Origin of the sequence: Dokdonella fugitiva (genome assembly GCF_004342425.1) — a bacterium.
GTDB classification, from domain to species: Bacteria; Pseudomonadota; Gammaproteobacteria; order Xanthomonadales; family Rhodanobacteraceae; genus Dokdonella_A; species Dokdonella_A fugitiva.
On sequence record NZ_SLWQ01000002.1, the window covers coordinates 238,755 to 256,909 of the forward strand.

Consider the following 18,155-nt stretch of genomic DNA (forward strand, 5'->3'; position numbering starts at 1 on the left):
CGCCTTCCTCCGCCGGGCCGGTTCGGTCCGGAAGGATTCCTTGTAGCGGCGTCACGTCTCGCGACGCAAGACGCCAGCGCAGGAACGAAAAAACCGCCCGGGGGCGGCTTTCGTCGCGCAACGGCCCGGAGGCCGCCGCAGGATTGGTGGGCGGTGCAGGGATCGAACCTGCGACCCTTGCCGTGTGAAGGCAATGCTCTACCGCTGAGCTAACCGCCCCGGTGCCGCGGGTCGACGCGAACGCGGGGAATGGACCCTGCGTTCGAATGCGACGATTGGTGCCGGAGAAGGGATTCGAACCCCCGACCTACGCATTACGAATGCGCCGCTCTACCAACTGAGCTACTCCGGCGAGGGGCGCGGAGTATAGACATTCGGCGGCAAGGCGACAACCTCTCGCCCGGCGGCCGCAGGCCGGCCCGCGGCTTCACCAGCACTTGCCGTTCGATTCGTCGCCCGTCTTGTCCTTGAAGCCCGTATTGTTGATCGTGAGCTTCTTGCACTTGTCGGGCACTTGCATGCCTTGCGGATCCAGGGTCAGCACGAAGGTCTGGTCGCCGTTGCCGGTCTGCACGGACGCCTTGTAATAGCCCTTCTCGGACACGTCCTGCATGTTGAGGCCGGTGGCGCCCGTGATGTCGTTGGTATAGCGATTCCTGTTCGTGAAGAAACGCTCCTCCGCCGCTGCGATCCGCATCGCCAGTTCCTTGCCGTCGGCGCGATGCGCGCGCAGGACGTAATTGCGGTAACTCGGGTACGAAATCATCGCGAGGATCGCGACGATCGCGACCACGACGACGAGTTCGATCAATGTGAATCCCCTGACCTTCCGGTTCATGTGCGTCCCCACGCTTGAGGGCCGCCCGCGACAGCGGGCGGCCGGCCATGTCATTGCAGATCGAGCAGTTCCTTCCATGCGCCGCGGTGCCACGGCGCAGGCGTGTACGCCGCATTGATCGCATCGTTGATCGTCCCGCTGATCGACGGGGGCAGCCCGGGGATCATGATTTCCCCGCCACCTTCGCGCACCACCGGGTCCGGGATCGGCGTCGAGTTGCGCAGCACGGCACCGACGTTTCCGGTTCCGGTCGCGGAGAGCGCGCCGCCCGTCGCAGCATCGAGGAACATCACGCCGAATCGACGGCCCGGGTCGCACGGATCATCGCCAAGCGGGATCATGGAATACAGGGCCGTCACGTTCGGACTGTAATCGGGAATGGCACGGCGGTCCGCACGCTCGCCGGGCTCCGCCGCGACGTTCAAGCGGATGCGCCAGCCGTTCGCCGGAACCGCGACCCGGATCGGCTTGCCCGTCGCCGTGTCGAGCTTGCGCAGGATCATGTTCGGCGTCCCGCTCGGCAGCGTGCCCGTCGGGGCCGTGTAGCCCGTTACCGAGCGCAGGGCGATGCCATTGGCGTCCAGCGCAGCCTGGGTGATCGACTGGGTCACGAGCTGGTTCACGCGGATCGGATACGAGGAAGAGCCCTCGTAGTCGCGGATACCGTAGAACGCCTGCTGCGGAATCGCGCTCGTGCGGTCGTCGCGACCGAGATACTTGCCGGTACCGACCAGGATGATGGGCCGGCGCGTGACGGGATCGCGCATGGCCGTGGGATTGAACACGATCGGCTGGTCGCCCGCGGTGGTCGCGCCGCCGTCACCGTAGGTGGTGAACATGAGGTCGACTTTCCACTGGGCAGCATCCGGGCTGCTGATGTCGAAGCGCCAGAGGTTGCCGGCGAGGTCACCCGCGTACACGTAGTCGTCCACCTGATCGGATCCCACGTCGTACACGACGGGTGTGGACAGGCCGAATGTCTTGAAACCCGCCGGGCGCGTCTGCGGCGCGAGATCGGTGCGGATCTCGCGGATCAGCTTGCCGGTGACGAGATCGATGACCAGCAGCGACGTGTGCTTCGCCGCTGGCTCGCTCGCGTCATTGGGAATCGCCGCGTCGCCGACGAGCGACGGGAAATACCCGCTCGACACGAGCACGACCCACTTGTTGTCCTTGTGGATGCGCGCGACGTTGGTCGAGTCATAGGTGTAGCCGAGCGAGGGACAGGTGGTCGCTCCTTCCGCGCACACCGGGTCGACCGCCGGGACGCTCGCGGGCGTGCGCGTCGGGCCGCTGTTGAATTCCCACTTCACGATACTCGTCGCGAGCGACGCCTCGGTGGCGCTGCCCCCCGGGACGTCGGTGATGTCGAGCGCGAACACGCCGCGACCACCGAGGCGCAACGACCCGATCAGATAGGTACGCCACGTGCCGTTCACGAACACGTCCTGCTCGAGCGGCGGCGAGTCGACACCCGGCAGGAGCCCTGCCGTATCGGCGGTCGAGCGCGCCAGGCGGCGGTTCTCGATCAGCGTGCTCGGCACGTAGGCCCAGCTTTCCTCGCCCGTGGTGGCGTCGAAGGCGTGCAACATCCCGTCGTTGGAGCCGACGTACACCATCGGCGTGCGCGCGCGCTTGTTGAACTGGTAGGCCGCGTAGCCGTCATCCGGGTCGGCCGCGAACGCGATCTGCTCGGGCGAACCGACGGGGTAGATGTCGTAGAACCCGCCACGCGGCGAGGAGACGTACAACGGCTTGGAATTGATGACGGAACCGAACACCGAGCTGCGCGTGCGGAAATGCGGCGAGGCCGTCGCTTCGTTCATGCGCAGGCCGCGCACGTAGTCGACGCGCTGGCTGCCGAAGCCATCGCAAGCGATCAGGTTGGCGGAGCTGCACAGGGTGGCCTCGGCAGGTTTCTGGTTGAGGCCGTCGACGAGCGTGGTACCGAGCGTCGCCGTGTTCCAGCGGAACGGAATGCCGAGGCCGTTGCCGGAGCTGTCGCGGGTCGCGGTGAAGATGCGACGCGTATCCGGCGCGCGGGCCGTGCCCGGATAACCCGGAGGAGAAACCCACGGGCCACCGGCAGGCTGCGTGCAACGCCGCGCTGCGGTATCGAACGTGCCGCCGGTAAGCTTGCAGCCCGCGTCCCACACCGCATTCGCACCCGGCTGTGCGGTCGCAGGATCGATGAGCTCGCGGACCAGGGATCCCGACCAGTCGGTGCTGTCGTAACCTGCGTTGTAGCCTGTCGTGCCGACGGCGAGCAGCGGCAGCGAGACGGACAGCGGCGTGGACGACGCACCGCGCGCCAGCACGCTGTTGATGACCTGCTCGAGGTGGTTGACGAGTTCGCCGGGGTTGCTCGCGCTGAAGTACGAGCCACGCGAATTGATCGCCGCGTGCCAGGTATCGTCGATCGCGGGCGGCGCGTTGTTCGACGGTCGCGGCCATCCCGTGACGCCGGCGGAGTTGGCCTGTCCCTTGCGCAGCTTGCAAAGGTCATTCTGCGCGTCGGCGCAATCGACGTCGTCGGAGAAATTCAACTTGCCGGCGATGCCCAGCGTGACCATGAACTGCACGACATGCTGCCACGTCGCCGGGTCGTTGGCCGGGTTGTAGAACACTTCCTTGTTGGACAACGGATTGGCGCCCGGATCGACCAGCGGTCCGGTGACGCCGGTCGTCTTGTCGGGAACGAACGGCTTGACCTTGTTGTCCAGGTCGGTGCGCAAGTCCTGCGCCCAGTAGTTGAAGGCGATGTTCGCGAGCGACGACTTGTAGATGCTGCCGTCGACATCCCAGAACACGCGCGACTGCGCGGAACTCGCGTCGTAGGCGGAGCCATCCCCCAGGGTGCCACTGGTTTCGGAATCCAGGAACGGGGTCGGCAGCGTCGGATCATTTTCGTTCCAGTAGCCGTCGGTGACGAGCATGTGGAAATTCTGGCGGCATGCCAGTTCGCGCCCGGGCGTACCTGCGCTCGCATCGGCGAGCTGCCAGTACGGATCCTTCAAGTCCTGCGTGTTGCTCCGCTTGAAGAAATCTCCCGCACGTATCGTCGATGCGCGGTCGGGCGTGGTGCCGTTGGCGCCGGTCTGGAACACCCAGTTGAAGAACGCGCTGCGATAGCAGTCGGGTTGCCCACCCGCGCCGAACGACGTCGCAGGATCGATCGTCGAGCAGGCCACGCCGGCCTTGTCGAGCAGCTTGGTGATGATCGCAGCCGCCGGCAACTTGAACGTGCCGTCGTTGATGTTCTGCCAGGCGATGCGCACGTTGCTGTTGAACTTGGCGAACGTGCGCGACAGCGCCGTGCGCGTCATGAGGTTGCGCGTGCGGTAGTAGGCGTACCAGTTCGCGAAGTTCTGCCACTGGTTGATCGTGACACCCTCGATGGTCGCCGAGGTGTTGGGAATCGCGACGGCCTCCCAGTTGCCCGTGGTATAGAGTACGCCACGTCCCGCCGTGGTCGGATTGCCGAACGAATCGACCGCGATCGAAACGGAATCCTTCAAACGGTAGTAGTACGGACCGCCCGCATTGACGTCCTCGCCCCCGACGAACGAAGTCGGGTAGCTTCCGAAGCCGCAGGTCCACCGGTTGTCGGTCGTGGTCGTCTCTGTCCAGGTGCAGCGGCGGCTCGAACCCGAACCGCTGCAGCTGCAGTTGGAAATCACCGTGCCACCGCCACTCGACGGGCAACTCGCATTGCGCCCGCTCGACGAGCCCGTGGTGACGGAGGTTCCAAAGATGCCGCGCAGGTTCGTGACCCTCGTATCCGAGCCGTTCGAGGTGCTGTCGGGGTTGTTGTGGTAGCCGGGCGACGCGGGCGTCGAGTGATTACGGGGCCGGTTGACTGCGACACCGTCGACCCAGACGGCTTGCAATGTGGCATCCGCATCCGGGAACGAGGTGCCGTCAGCCCTGACCGGCGGCACGTACAGCACGTTGGGGTTGTAGTACACGCCGTTCATCGCATGGCTGCGGATGTCGCCGGGCGTGGTGACGCGCGGGTCGATCGTGCCGGCGCAGCCCCAGGGGGACGCCCACCCGCTGTTGTCGAACGGACGACCATCGCCCATGTAGTGGCTCGCCATCGAGCCCGAATCGTCGAACGTCACGACGATGTTCGGGTCGACGGTGGCGGTCAGCTCGGGCGGCGTGATCAACAGGTCGGTGGTGCCCGGGGCGATCACCGGTTGCGCCATCGCCGGCTGCGACGAGGCGGCGAGCACGCATGCGCCGCCGAACGCGGTGACGGCGAGGAGAAGGAATTTTCGAGCCGTGTACATGATCTCGGTCCTCTGTCTCTGGCTCACGGGGTAGCACCGGGATTGGCACCCGCGTTACCGATCGCGAGCGCCGAATACGTGCTTTCGGTGACGCGCACCACCGCTCCGCTGCCGCCCTGGCTGCGTCCGGTGATGCGGTAGAGCAACCTGCCACGCTGGTATTCCGAATCCCTCGATTCCGTCTGCTGCCCGAGGCCCGGCGCCGTATCCGTACCGAGATCCTCGATCATGAGGAGCGGTTGCGCGTGCAGTGAAGCCGTTTCCGCGTCGCCGCTGAAGCCGGTCAGCGTGTGCGGGTAGGTCGGCGTTCCCCCGGGTGCGGCCACCCACCCGGGCTTGGTGCGGAACGCCTGTACCACGGGCGACAACTGGGATCCTGTCTGCGATGCGCTCGACAACACCGACTGCGCGACCGGGTAGGCGCAGACACCGCTGGACGGCGTGGGCGCGCACTTGGGCAGCGGGTTGCTGCCCATGTAATCGGCGGTCGTGAACAGCGCCTCGCCGCCACGCAGCGCACTCTCCGATCCCATCAGCCCGAGCTGTCGGTTGCGCATGCCGCCGGTCATCTTTTCCTGCAGGATCGATGTACCCGTCGCCGTCAAAGCGAGCAAGGTGATCAGGATCAGGAACACGAGCGCCACGAACAGGACGGCGCCGCGCTGATGCCGGCAGGTCGTCGTAATCGGAATGCGGTGGGTCATGGCGGCGGACTCAGAAGTTGTAGTTGCGGTTCGACACGTAGGCGATGAACTCGCGGCGCAGCATGCTGCCGGCATTGAGGCCCGAGGGCAGTACCGTAGTGTCCGTGGTCGCATGCTCGATGCCCATGAAATCGTAGGTCTTGCTGATCGAATCGAGGTTCATGATCTCGTCGACCGTGTTCACCAGCAGGTGAGCCTCGATGAGGCGGACGGAACGCCAGAGGCAACCGGGTTCGTTCGTCACGCCATCCGGGGGCGGCGTGCACTGCAGGCCGCCTGCGCCCGCTTCGATCTCCGCGGCGCTCAAGAAACGCGTGCGGCCGGTCGCATCCTGCACGCCGTAGCGGAACGCGAGCTGGTCGACGCCCTGCACGAGTTCCTGCTCGACGCCGTTTTCACGACGCATGAGCACGGGGATCACGCGCTTGGCATTGGTCGGGCTGTTCGGTCGCGCGTCGGGGTTGTTGTCCTCGCGCAGTCGGACGTAATACGTCACGGTGACGAAGTCGTTCGAGAAATTGAACACGCGCATGTCGTGGCTGCCGGAGTTCAGGCACATGCCCGACCCCGTGATCATCGTGCCGAGCGTGAGCACGTTGCCGGCGACGGAGCCGACGGGAACGATCGTGGAATTGACGCAGTCGGTGACGAGGGCGAGCTGCCCTGCGCTGAAATTGAGGGGGTCGTCACCGGTTTGCGGATTGAGCTGCAACGTCGACCCTGCAGCGCACGACGCCGCGCCCGCGCCGGCCGCACTGAGGAAGGACCAGCCCGTGCCGCGCTGGTAGCGGACCGTCAGCACGTCACTGCCCTGCAGGCGGTCGTCGACGTTCGTCCCGGCATCGGGGAGGTCCGACGGCAGCCCATTCGGCGTGCACGAGCCGCTCGTGCACGAGTAACCCTGCACGGAGTAGCGTGGACTCAGGACGTAGCCGCCGCTCGCCGCCGCTGCGGACGGATACCCGCTGCCGTCGACGCTGTTCATCACGGCCAGGCTCGCGTCGCCTGCGCCGGGCCCCGGATCGGGCACGCCCAAGTTCGCTGCGAGCACCATCGGCGCGCGCAGCGGCATGACCGGCACGACCGTGCCCGGCGTGGAAGAGCTACCGAAGTTGCTGCAGTACTGCGCGGCCGTCATGCGCAGGTCGGTTTCCATCGTGGTCACGGCGAAACGGCCGTTTTCCTGCAAGCGGGCAAGGCCGTTCTGCAGCCGGTTCGTCCTGCTCGTGTTGCCGAACAGGCTGATGATGCCGATGCTGAGCAGCAGGCCGAGCGCGAGCGCGACCATGATTTCGATCAGCGTGAAGCCGGAATGCCGCGCTCTGGCGAGGGTCGTCGTGGGCATGGGGCGAGTCATCGTCGGAAGGTTCACGGCTGGAATACCCATGCAAAGGTCTGCGTGGGTGGCGCGCTGGCATTGCTCGTGCGATCGAGGTTCGCCTCGGCCCACTGGATGAGGAAGGTGCAGGTTCCATCGTACGTGGCGGCGCCGCTCGTCGCCGGCGTGCCGAGCACGGTTCCGTCGCAGTCGATGTTCGCCGTGACACCGGAAGGCATCAGCTGCGTGAGCTGACGGCTCCAGACGGCGCGGTCGCGCGCGACGAGCTGGACCGGGTCGCAGGCGGTGTCCGCGCACGACTCGTCGCCGGCCGTCGTCTCGTCGTAGTCGCCGTTGTAGGCGTTGATCTGCCCCGTATTGGCGCGCATGCGGTCGGCCATCGACTGTGCCAGGAACGACGCCTGCGTACGCAGGAAGGCGCTCTGGTTGGTCTTCACGGACACCACCATGAGGCCGGCGAGGCCGAGCAGGCCGAGACTGAACACCAGAAGCGCGATCAGCACTTCCAGCAGGGTGAAACCACGTCGTGTGACAGGCTGCATGCCAAGTCTCCGCGTCAGCTGCAGGGACCTGCGGGCGAATCGCTCGTCCCGCGGTAGGTCGTGATGATTCCGGAAGCGCGCACGTTGATGCGCCGCGACTGGCTCGGATCCGCATGCGCGCTCGGGCGGCATACGCTGAAGTCGAAACTCGTGGCCGAGCCGACCAGCGCCCCCGAGCTGCCGAAGACGACGCGATCGTCCAACGCACCGCTGCCGGTGGCCTTGCCGAGGACGAAGTACGTGTCCGGCAACGGATCGTTGAAGCGCGGGCACAGCGGTGTCGTGTTGTCGAAGTCGAGATAGGCCCGGCAGGTGGCCTCGGTCGCGCCCGGCGCGACCGGCGCGGCGATCGACCCCGTCGCATCCGCCTTGCCGGCGACGACCTGCCAGCCATTCGACCAGTTGCCGCCGACGGCGATCACGGCCACCTGGCGGCCGCGCTTGACCGCCTCGGAGCGTGCCAGGTTGAGCGCGCCGACGAGTTCGTTGGTGTTGTTGCTCGTGGTCATCCGCGTCGTGAACTCGCGGTAGCTCGGGAACGCCATGGCCGCCAGGACGGCGACGATCGTCACCGTGACCATCAACTCGAGCAAGGTGAAGCCGCGCACGGACCGGCGGTCCGCCGACAGGCCTTGGCATCGTGATTCGAGCATCGCTTTCCCCGGCAAGACCCCTGGATGACGCTACCCTACGCAGGTCCCCGAGGACGGACAAGCCAGCGCAGGCACAAGGTAGGAATTGCCGGACGAGCGGTGCCGGATCGACGCTTTTTTCCGCCGGATCAGGCGACTACGCGCAGGCGCAGTTCCTTGGGCAGGGCGAATGTGACGTTTTCGGGTTCGCCGTCGAGTTCGCGCACCCCACCCGCCCCTGCCTCGCGCAGCGCCGCGATGACCTCGCGCACGAGGCTTTCGGGCGCGGACGCACCCGCGGTCACGCCGACCCGCGTGCGGCCGTGCAGCCACTCCGGGCGGATGTCGCCGGCACCGTCGATGAGGTACGCCGGCACGCCCTGCTTTTCGGCGAGTTCACGCAAGCGGTTGGAGTTCGAGCTGTTCGGCGAGCCGACGACGAGCACGAGGTCGCATTGCTGGCCGAGCTTGCGCACCGCGTCCTGGCGGTTCTGCGTCGCATAGCAGATGTCGTCGTGCCGTGGCCCCTGGATCGCGGGGAAACGCCGCTGCAACGCCTCGATCACCGCACGCGTGTCGTCGATCGACAGCGTCGTCTGCGTCGCGAACGCGATGTGTTCCGGATTGCGCGGCTGCAGGCGGTCGACGCACCCGGGTGTTTCGACCAGATGGATCGCCCCGGCATTGGCCGGGTCCCACTGCCCCATCGTGCCTTCGACCTCGGGATGGCCCGCATGGCCGATCAGGACCACGTCGCGGCCCGCCTTGCCGTGGCGCGCGACTTCCATGTGCACCTTGGTCACCAGCGGACAGGTCGCGTCGAACACGCGCAGGCCACGCTCGACCGCTTCGCCGCGAACCGCCTGCGACACGCCGTGCGCACTGAAGATCACGGTCGACCCGTCAGGCACCTCGTGCAGTTCGTCGACGAACACCGCGCCTTTCGCACGCAGGCGGTCGACCACGAAGCGGTTGTGCACGACTTCGTGACGCACGTAGATCGGCGCACCGAACGTCTCGAGCGCACGCTCGACGATCTCGATCGCGCGATCGACGCCGGCGCAGAATCCGCGGGGGTTGGCGAGCAGGACTTCCATCGTTCGATTATCCGCCTTTGGCGGCGGCTTTCCCACCGAGGAGGAACCCGAACACGACGAGCAGCACGGCGCCGATCGAGATCGCCGAATCGGCGACGTTGAAGGCAGGGAACGACCAGTCACCCCAGTAGACCTGCACGAAATCGGTGACATGGCCGAAGCGCAGGCGGTCGATGAGGTTGCCGAGCGCGCCGCCGATGATCAGCGACAGCGGCAGCGCGTTGCGCCAGTCACCGCGCGGCAGGCGCGCGAGCCAGGTCGCGAGCAGCGCGCTCACGCCGATCGCGAGCGCGGTGAACAGCCAGCGCTGCCAGCCGCTCTCGCCGGCGAGGAAGCTGAACGCCGCGCCCGGGTTGAATGCGAGCGTCCAGTTGAGCAGGCCCGGGATCACCGCGTGCGGCTCGTACGGGCGCAGCTCGAGCAGGGCGACGTGCTTGGTCAGCTGGTCGAGTCCGACCACCAGCAGCGACAGCGCGAGCCAGGCCAGCGCATTCGGGCGTGGCGCCATCAGAACCACCGCCGCATTTCGCCGGCGCCGTCGACGTTCTCGATGCAGCGTCCGCAGATTTCCGGGTGCTCCGCGTGCGTGCCGACGTCCGGTCGGTAGTGCCAGCAGCGGATGCACTTCCGTGCGTCGCTCGGTTTCGCGCCGACCCAGACCTGCGCGCCTTCGAGTTCGACGCCCTGCACGTCGGTGCGGCCATCGGGATCGGGCAATGCCGCGAGGTCGGCGAGTTCGAGGCTCGAGGTGATGAAGAAGAAACGCAGTTCGTCGGCGACCTCGGCGTATCGCGCGCGCGTCGCCGCGTCGGCGTGCACGACGACCTCCGCCTGCAGCGATGCACCGATCGAACCCGCGGCACGCATGCCTTCGAGCAGGCGCGCCGCGCCGGAGCGGATCGCCAGCAGGTCGGCCCACCAGCGGCGCTGCTCCGGCGAGCCCTGCGTAGCGGCGAGGCCGTCGTACCAGGTTTCGAACATGACCGATTCGTCGCGCCTGCCCGGGATCAACGGCCAGATTTCCTCTGCCGTGAACGACAGGATCGGCGCGATCCAGCGCACGAGCGACTCGACGATGCGATGCATCGCCGACTGCGCGCTGCGCCGGCCGCGGCTGTCGGTGGGCATCGTGTAGAGGCGGTCCTTGGTGATGTCGAGGTAGAGCGCACCCATCTCGTTGGTGCAGAAGTTCTGCACGCGCGCGACGACCTCGGGGAAATCGTGGCGCGCATACGCGGCGACGACCGCCTGCTGCACGTCGTACGCCTGCTGCACGGCCCACTGGTCGAGCAGGAGGCAGTCGGCCACCGGCAACAGGTCGCGAGCGGGGTCGAAGCCGTCGAGGTTGCCGAGCAGGAAGCGCGCGGTGTTGCGGATGCGCCGGTACGAATCGGCGACGCGCTTGAGGATCTCGTCGGACACCGCGATCTCGTTGCGGTAATCGGTCGAGGCGACCCACAGGCGCAGCACGTCCGCGCCGAGCGTGTCGACGACCTTCTGCGGCGCGATCACGTTGCCGAGCGACTTCGACATCTTGCGACCCTGCGCATCTACCGTGAAGCCGTGCGTGAGCACCGCGTCGTACGGCGCGTGCCCGCTCATCGCGGCCGAGGTCAGCAGCGAGGAATGGAACCAGCCGCGATGCTGGTCGGAGCCTTCGAGGTACATGACCTCGTCGCCGGGTTTGCGCGCGAGTTCCGGCCGCTGGTCGAGCACGCACCAGTGCGACGTGCCCGAATCGAACCAGACGTCCAGGATGTCGGTGACCTTTTCATAGTTCGCCGCATCCGCGCCGAGCAGTTCGGCAGGGTCGAGCGCGTACCACGCGTCGACGCCGTCCTTCTCGACGCGCTGCGCGACCTGCTCCATGAGCTCGACGCTGCGCGGGTGCGGCTGCTGCGTCGCCTTGTCGACGAACAGCGCGATCGGCACGCCCCAGGTGCGCTGGCGCGAGATGCACCAGTCGGGGCGGCCGGCGATCATGCCGGCGATGCGTTCCTCGCCCCAGGCCGGGAACCAGTCGACGTCGTCGCGGATCGCCTTCAGGGCAGTCGCGCGCAGGCCTTCCTTTTCCATGCTGATGAACCACTGCGGCGTGGTGCGGAACGCGACCGGCGACTTGTGGCGCCAGCAGTGCGGGTAGCTGTGCGTGATCTTCGTCGCGGCGAGGAGCACGCCGCGCTCGCGCAGCAGGTCGACGACGGCGTCGTTCGCCTTCCAGATGAACTGGCCCTCGACGATCGGCGTGCCCGGCAGGTAGACACCGTTGCCGCCGATCGGGTTGAGCACCGAGGCGGGGTACCTGTCGACGAGGCCGTACTTCTGGCCGACCGCGAAGTCCTCGACGCCGTGCCCGGGCGCGGTATGCACGGCGCCGGTGCCGTCCTCGGCCGACACGTGATCACCGAGCAGCAGCGGGATGTCGCGCTCGTAGAACGGATGCGCGAGCACGAGGTTCTCGAGTGCAGAGCCCTTCGCGCGACCGAGCACCTGCACCTCGTCCACGCCGTAGCGCGCGAGCGCCGCGGGCGCGAGCGCATCGGCGACGACGAGCAGCACGCGTTTGCCGCCACGCGCCGGCCCTTCGACGAGTGCGTATTCGAGCTCGGGCCCGAGCGTGACCGCGACGCTCGCCGGCAGGGTCCACGGCGTCGTCGTCCAGATCGGCACGGTGACGATGTCGCCATCGGCGATCGACACGCCGAATTTCGCGGCGAGCGAGCGCGGATCGCGCGCGTCGTAGGCGACGTCGATCGCCGGCGACACCTTGTCCGCGTACTCGATCTCCGCTTCGGCGAGTGCCGATGCGCAATCGAAGCACCAGTGCACGGGCTTGAAGCCGCGCACGACGTGGCCGTTCGCATGGATCTTCGCCAGCGCGCGGATGATGTCCGCCTCGTAGCGATGGTCCATCGTGCGGTACGGATGGTCCCAGTCACCGAGCACGCCGAGCCGCTTGAAGTCGGCGCGCTGCAGGTCGATCTGCTTCTCGGCGTATTCGCGGCACTTGCGCCGGAACGTCGCCGCGTCGACCTTCTGGCCGACCTTGCCGATCTCCTTCTCGACGGCGACCTCGATCGGCAGGCCATGGCAGTCCCAACCCGGCACGTACGGCGAGCGCAGGCCGGCGAGCAGCTTGGATTTGACGACGACGTCCTTGAGGATCTTGTTGACCGCGTGGCCGATGTGGATCACGCCGTTCGCGTACGGCGGCCCGTCATGCAGGATGTAGGCGCGCTCGCGCGCGGCGGTGCGGCGCTGGATCTCGCCGTAGCGGTCCACGCGCTCCCACTCGGCGAGCATCGCCGGTTCGCGCCTGGCGAGGTCCGCCTTCATCGCGAAGTCGGTCTTCGGCAGGTTGATCGTGTCCTTGTAGTCCTTGCTCATGCGCGGCTCGGGAATGGAATCGGGAATCGGGAATCGGGAATCGGGAATCGGGAATCGGGAAGGCTACCGGGTCGCCACGCTGCCGCAAGCCCGCACCGGGAAACTCATGCAGGCGCGACCACGCCGAGGATCGCCCTCGCCTGCGCGGCGTCGCGGGCGATCTGTCGCACCATCGCGTCGAGGTCGTCGAACTTCGCCTCGTCGCGCAACTTCTGCACGAATTCGACCTCGATGCGGCGACCGTAGAGGTCGCCATCGAAATCGAACAGGTGCGCTTCCAGCAGCGGCTCGCCGCCGCCATCGATGGTCGGACGGATGCCGAGGCTGGCGACGCCCGCCCGCGGCTGTGCCTGGACGCCATGCACGCGTACCGCGAAGATGCCCGCGACCGGCGACGTGCGCCGACCGAGACGGATGTTCGCGGTCGGCCAACCGAGCTTGCGGCCGAGCTGCGCGCCGTGCACGACGTGCCCGCCGATCGCGAAGCGCCGGCCGAGCAGGCGCGCAGCCGCGTCGAAGTCGCCGGCGCCGAGGAAGGTGCGGATCGCGCTGCTGCTCACGCGCACGCCGTCGAGCGCCACGTCGGGCATCACCTCGACCGTATAGCCGAGGCGCCGGCCGCACTCGCGCAGCAAGGCGACGTCGCCGCGCCGCGCGTGACCGAAGCGGAAGTCCGCGCCGACCCAGATCTCACGCGCATCCGCGCGCGCCACCAGCACGTCCTCGATGAAGGTTTCCGCGGGCATGGCCGCGAGGTTCGCGTCGAAGCGCAGCGACAGCACTTTCGCCACGCCCGCGTCGCCGAGCAGCGCGATCTTCTCGCGCGCGCTCGCGAGGCGCGGCACCGGCGTGCCGCGCGCGAAGAATTCGCGCGGGACCGGCTCGAAGCTGATCGCGAGCGGCACGAGGTCCTGCGCGAGCGCGCGCTCGCGCACGCGCGCGAGCAGCGCGCGATGGCCGAGGTGCACGCCATCGAACGCGCCGACGCAGACGACGCTGCCGCCCGGGGCCAGGCTGGGCCCCGCGGCATCCCGGAAAAGCAGGCTCATCGACCGAGTATAGCCGCTGCGCCGCAGCATGCGATGCCCGTCCCGCGGCTCACACGCCACGCAGATCGCGCAGGCGGAATCCGCAGGCGAACAGCACGCCGAGGAAGGTCGCACCGCCACCGCCGATGAGCACGCCGAGGCGGACGACGCGCGTGCCGGTGTCCCAGGCGCCCCACTCCGGCCACTGCCAGAGGCCGATGCCGAGCACGGCGACCATCGCCGCGCACGCGGCCGCGAGGCGCACCAGGTGCGCGCCCCAGCCGGGCTGGCGCACGTAGATGCCATTGCGGCGCAGCGCGAGCCAGAGTTGCGCGAGGTTGAGATAACTCGCCAGCGCGCTCGCGAGCGCGAGCCCCATGTGCAGGCCAGGCACCTTCGCGATCGCCGCGAGCCAGCCATCGGCGAGGTCGCCGGGGCGATGCCAGAGCTGGAACAGCAACGCGACGAAGATCACGTTCAGCAGCATGTTGACGACCATCGCCACGATCCCCGCCCGCACCGGCGTCTTCGTGTCCTGCCGCGCGTAGAACGCGGGCGCGACGACCTTGACCAGCGCGAACGCGGGCAAGCCGAACGACAACGCCGACAGCGACAGCGCGGCCATCTCGACGTCGTGCGCGCCGAAGCGACCGTGCTGCAGCAAGGTTGCGAGTAGCGGCTTGGCGAGCAGCACGAGGGCGAGCATCGCCGGCACCGAGATCAGCAGCGCGGTGCGCAGCCCCCAGTCGAGCGCGCGCGCGAAACCGTCGCGATCCGTCGCGACATGATGGCGCGACAACGACGGCAGGATCACCGTGCCGAGCGCGACGCCGAAGATGCCGAGCGGGAATTCGAGCAGGCGGTCGGTCTGGGTCAGCCAGGTCTGCGAGCCGGTGACCAGGAACGAGGCGATCAACGTGTCGAGCAGCAGGTTGACCTGCGCGACCGATGAACCGAACAAGGTCGGCACCATCAGCGTGAGGATGCGGCGCACGTCCGGATGCCGCCAGCCCCAGCGCGGCCACGCGAGCAGGCGCAGTTTCGCCAGCGCGGGCAGTTGCACGAGCAGTTGCAATGCGCCGGCGACGAGGATCGCCCAGCCGAGCGCCATGATCGGGACGTCGAACCAGTGCGACCACCACAGCGCGGCCACGATGATGCACAGGTTCATGATGACCGGCGTGATCGCCGGCAGCATGAACCGGTGGAAGCTGTTCAGCACCGCGCCCGCGAGCGCGGTCAGCGAAACGAACAGCAGGAACGGAAACATCACGCGCAGCAGGTCGGTGGTCAGCGCGTACTTCGCCGGCTCGTCGATCGCACCCGGGGCGAAGCCGGCCGCAACCCAGTGCGCGCCGAGCATGCCGAGCGCGGTCACGACGAGCAGCACGCCGCCGAGCGTGCCGGCGGTCCGGGCAACGAGCTGGCGCAGGTCCTCGTGGCTGCGCGTCTCCTTGACCTCGGTGAACACCGGCACGAAGGCGACCGAGAATGAACCCTCGGCGAACAGTCGGCGCAGGAAGTTCGGGATGCGGAATGCGACCCAGAACGCGTCGGTCGCCGCGTTGGCGCCGAAGGCGTAGGCGATCGCCTGCTCGCGCACGAGCCCGAGCACGCGCGACACGAAGGTGCCGCCGCTGAAGCTCAGCATCGAGCGGAGCAGGCTCGGGCGGGTCATGGGGTGTACCGGGAATGGGGAATCGGGAATCGGGAATGGTCCAGACGATGCCGATTCCGGCAACCCTGTCGCGGCAGGCTCCGGGCGGGGCGGGACATCACCCCTGGGCATATCCCGCAATTCCCTATTCCCGATTCCCCATTCCCGGCCCCATGATTGACGCTCGAAAAGGCAGCCGGCATAATCCGCAGTCTTTTTCCAAACCCGATTACCGGAGCAATCCCTTGGCCAACATCAAGTCCGCGAAGAAGCGTGCGCGCCAGTCCGAGCAGCACCGCCAGCGCAACGCCAGCGCGCGTTCGATGGTTCGCACGGCGATCAAAAATGTCGTGAAGGCGATCGAAGCGAAGGACAAGGCGAAAGCCGAGGCCGCGATGAAGATCGCCGAGCCGGTGATGGACCGCTACGCCGCGCGTGGCCTGATCCACAAGAACAAGGCTGCCCGCCACAAGAGCCGCCTCACCGCGCACATCAAGGCGCTCGCCTGAGCGACCCGCGGTCATCGCATCGGAGAAGCCGGCGCAAGCCGGCTTCTTTTTTTCCGGACCGGGCGTTGCCGCGCGCCGGCGCGGCAGGGACGTCGAACCCCACGTTCGCGCGTACGACGCCGGGATGAGGCCCACCCCGCGCGCGGCGGCACTCACGCGCCCTGCCCGGCCGCCTCGGCGGCGTACTTCTGTTCGTCGAAGAAGCGCTGGATGTCCAGGCACAGCGGCCAGGTACCCTCGCGCGCGATCGCCGACACGAGGTACCACGGCTGCTTCCACTTGAGCTTCTTCACGATGGCCTTGGCGACCTTCTCGCGTTCGTCCGGGGCGATGAGGTCGGCTTTGTTGAACACGAGCCAGCGCGGACGATCGAGCAGCTCCGGGTCGAAGCCCGCGAGTTCGTTCTCGATCGCGCGGATCTCGGCAACGGGGTCGGTGACGCCGTCGAGCGGCGCGATGTCGACCACGTGCAGCAGCAGGCGCGTGCGTGCGACGTGCTTGAGGAACTGGATGCCGAGCCCCGCCCCTTCCGCGGCACCTTCGATGAGGCCCGGGATGTCGGCGATCACGAAACTGCGATCGGCCTCGATGCGCACGACGCCGAGGTGCGGCTGCAAGGTCGTGAACGGGTAGTCCGCGACCTTCGGCGTCGCCGCCGACACGGCGCGGATCAGCGTCGATTTCCCCGCATTGGGGAAGCCGAGCAGGCCGACGTCGGCAAGCACCTTGAGTTCGAGCTTGATTTCACGCTCGTCGCCGGGGCTGCCTTGGGTCGCCTTGCGTGGCGCGCGGTTGACCGAACTCTTGAAATGGATGTTGCCGAGGCCGCCGTGGCCTCCCTGCGCGACGAGCAGCCGCTGGCCGTGCGTGGTGAGGTCGCCGATTTCCTCGTCGGTCGCGGTGTTGATGACGACCGTGCCGACCGGCACGCGGATCAGCGTGTCCTCGCCGCCCTTCCCGGCCATCTGCCGCCCCATCCCGTTTTCGCCGCGTTGGGCGCGGAACACCCGCTGGTGGCGGAAGTCGACGAGCGTATTGATGCCTTCGTCCGCAACGAGCCAGACGCTGCCACCGCTGCCGCCGTCCCCGCCGTCCGGCCCGCCGAACGGGATGAACTTCTCGCGGCGGAAGCTGACGCAGCCGTTGCCGCCGTTGCCGGCGTGGACCTGGATGACTGCTTCGTCGACGAATTTCATGGGAGGGCCGGGATTGGGGATTCGGGATTGGGAATTCGGGATTGGTGAATGGCAAAGGTCGGGATTCGAAGGTGATGTCACGGCACTGCTGCTTGCAGTGCTCGAAGCTGGAGGATGCCGGTGTCGGCAAGAAAGCGAAATCCTGGCTTTTCCCAATCCCGAATTCCGAATCACCAATCCCGAATCACCAACCCCATGCCGCAAAACGAAAAACCCCGCTCGAAGCGGGGCCTTCCGCGGTACCGCTCGCGAATGCGATCAGCCCGGAATCACGTTGACCGTCTTGCGCGCCTCGGCGCCCTTGACCTTGAACTCGACCGTGCCGTCGACGAGCGCGAACAGGGTATGGTCGCGGCCGAGGCCGACGCCGGTGCCCGGGTGGAAGCGCGTGCCGCGCTGGCGCACGATGATGTTGCCGGCCTCGACGGCCTGGCCGCCGTAGACCTTCACGCCGAGGTACTTCGGATTCGAGTCGCGACCGTTGCGGGTTGAGCCGCCTGCCTTTTTATGTGCCATTGCCGTGCTCCTTACTTCTTGCCCGCGCCGGTGATGCCGACGATTTCGATTTCGGTGTAGTGCTGGCGGTGCCCCGTCTCCTTGCGGTGGTGCTTGCGGCGACGGAACTTGACGATGCGGATCTTCTCCGCGCGGCCGTGCGACTTCACCTTGGCGGTGACGAGCGCGCCGGCGACCAGCGGTGCGCCGACGGTGACACCTTCGCCTTCGCCGACCAACAGGACCTGGTCCAGCTTGACCTCGGCGCCGACGTCCGCGGCGATCTTTTCGACGCGCAGGACTTCGCCCTGCGCCACGCGGTACTGACGACCGCCGGTAACGATGACTGCGTACATGATGGCCATGCCTCTGTAGTTATTCTGGAATCAGCCTTGCACCGGAGCCATGGGCCCGGAGCGAGCCGCGCAGTCTAACG

The 18,155-nt window shown here is 67.5% G+C and carries 15 protein-coding genes and 2 tRNA genes; 1 reads left to right on the plus strand and 16 read right to left on the minus strand.

Annotation, left to right across the window (positions count from 1 at the left end):
* Nucleotides 1–144: 144 nt before the first annotated feature.
* The 13 genes from EV148_RS05290 to murJ all read right to left on the minus strand — a co-directional run bounded on the left by EV148_RS05290 (nt 145) and on the right by murJ (nt 15,540).
* Nucleotides 145–219 (minus strand) — tRNA-Val (locus EV148_RS05290).
* Between the two features lie 57 nt (nt 220–276).
* Nucleotides 277–352 (minus strand) — tRNA-Thr (locus tag EV148_RS05295).
* Nucleotides 353–427: 75 nt separating this feature from the next.
* Nucleotides 428–838: a type IV pilin protein gene (locus tag EV148_RS05300; protein ID WP_158287332.1), complete on the minus strand. Its 411-nt coding sequence runs from the start codon at nt 836–838 to the stop codon at nt 428–430.
* Between the two features lie 50 nt (nt 839–888).
* Nucleotides 889–5,133 (minus strand): pilus assembly protein, encoded by a 4,245-nt coding sequence (locus tag EV148_RS05305; RefSeq protein WP_131994621.1) that lies wholly within the window; start codon nt 5,131–5,133, stop codon nt 889–891.
* 23 nt (nt 5,134–5,156) lie between these two features.
* The gene (locus tag EV148_RS05310; protein WP_158287333.1) at nt 5,157–5,837 is read right to left on the minus strand and encodes a pilus assembly PilX family protein; all 681 of its coding nucleotides are present in this window, start codon (nt 5,835–5,837) and stop codon (nt 5,157–5,159) included.
* Between the two features lie 10 nt (nt 5,838–5,847).
* Nucleotides 5,848–7,182, minus strand: coding sequence for a PilW family protein (locus EV148_RS05315; RefSeq protein WP_158287334.1), 1,335 nt, complete (start codon nt 7,180–7,182; stop codon nt 5,848–5,850).
* 23 nt (nt 7,183–7,205) lie between these two features.
* Nucleotides 7,206–7,718: a type IV pilus modification protein PilV gene (pilV, locus tag EV148_RS05320; RefSeq protein WP_158287335.1), complete on the minus strand. Its 513-nt coding sequence runs from the start codon at nt 7,716–7,718 to the stop codon at nt 7,206–7,208.
* Nucleotides 7,719–7,732: 14 nt separating this feature from the next.
* A complete protein-coding gene (locus EV148_RS05325; RefSeq protein WP_158287356.1) occupies nt 7,733–8,371 on the minus strand; it encodes a GspH/FimT family pseudopilin in 639 nt (212 codons plus the stop codon).
* 128 nt (nt 8,372–8,499) lie between these two features.
* On the minus strand, nt 8,500–9,447 hold the full coding sequence (gene ispH, locus EV148_RS05330; RefSeq protein WP_131994635.1) for a 4-hydroxy-3-methylbut-2-enyl diphosphate reductase: 948 nt from the start codon (nt 9,445–9,447) through the stop codon (nt 8,500–8,502).
* Between the two features lie 7 nt (nt 9,448–9,454).
* Nucleotides 9,455–9,955, minus strand: coding sequence for a signal peptidase II (lspA, locus tag EV148_RS05335; protein ID WP_131994638.1), 501 nt, complete (start codon nt 9,953–9,955; stop codon nt 9,455–9,457).
* A complete protein-coding gene (ileS, locus tag EV148_RS05340) occupies nt 9,955–12,834 on the minus strand; it encodes an isoleucine--tRNA ligase (RefSeq protein WP_131994641.1) in 2,880 nt (959 codons plus the stop codon). Before ileS ends, lspA begins: the two co-directional genes overlap by 1 nt.
* A 104-nt stretch (nt 12,835–12,938) precedes the next feature.
* Entirely contained in the window at nt 12,939–13,883 is a 945-nt protein-coding gene (locus tag EV148_RS05345; RefSeq protein WP_131994644.1) for a bifunctional riboflavin kinase/FAD synthetase, read from the minus strand.
* A gap of 49 nt (nt 13,884–13,932) precedes the next feature.
* The gene (gene murJ, locus EV148_RS05350; RefSeq protein ID WP_131994647.1) at nt 13,933–15,540 is read right to left on the minus strand and encodes a murein biosynthesis integral membrane protein MurJ; all 1,608 of its coding nucleotides are present in this window, start codon (nt 15,538–15,540) and stop codon (nt 13,933–13,935) included.
* A gap of 224 nt (nt 15,541–15,764) precedes the next feature.
* Here murJ and rpsT point away from each other — a divergent pair, with 224 nt between their 5' ends.
* A complete protein-coding gene (gene rpsT / locus EV148_RS05355) occupies nt 15,765–16,028 on the plus strand; it encodes a 30S ribosomal protein S20 (protein ID WP_131995482.1) in 264 nt (87 codons plus the stop codon).
* A 152-nt stretch (nt 16,029–16,180) separates the two neighbouring features.
* Here rpsT and cgtA read toward each other — a convergent pair whose 3' ends face one another.
* The 3 genes from cgtA to rplU all read right to left on the minus strand — a co-directional run bounded on the left by cgtA (nt 16,181) and on the right by rplU (nt 18,075).
* Nucleotides 16,181–17,224, minus strand: a complete 1,044-nt coding sequence (gene cgtA, locus EV148_RS05360; protein ID WP_131994650.1) for an Obg family GTPase CgtA — start codon at nt 17,222–17,224, stop codon at nt 16,181–16,183.
* Between the two features lie 258 nt (nt 17,225–17,482).
* Complete coding sequence (gene rpmA, locus EV148_RS05365; RefSeq protein WP_131994653.1) at nt 17,483–17,740, minus strand: 50S ribosomal protein L27; 258 nt, start codon at nt 17,738–17,740, stop codon at nt 17,483–17,485.
* Between the two features lie 11 nt (nt 17,741–17,751).
* Nucleotides 17,752–18,075 (minus strand): 50S ribosomal protein L21, encoded by a 324-nt coding sequence (gene rplU / locus EV148_RS05370; RefSeq protein ID WP_131994656.1) that lies wholly within the window; start codon nt 18,073–18,075, stop codon nt 17,752–17,754.
* Nucleotides 18,076–18,155: the final 80 nt, after the last annotated feature.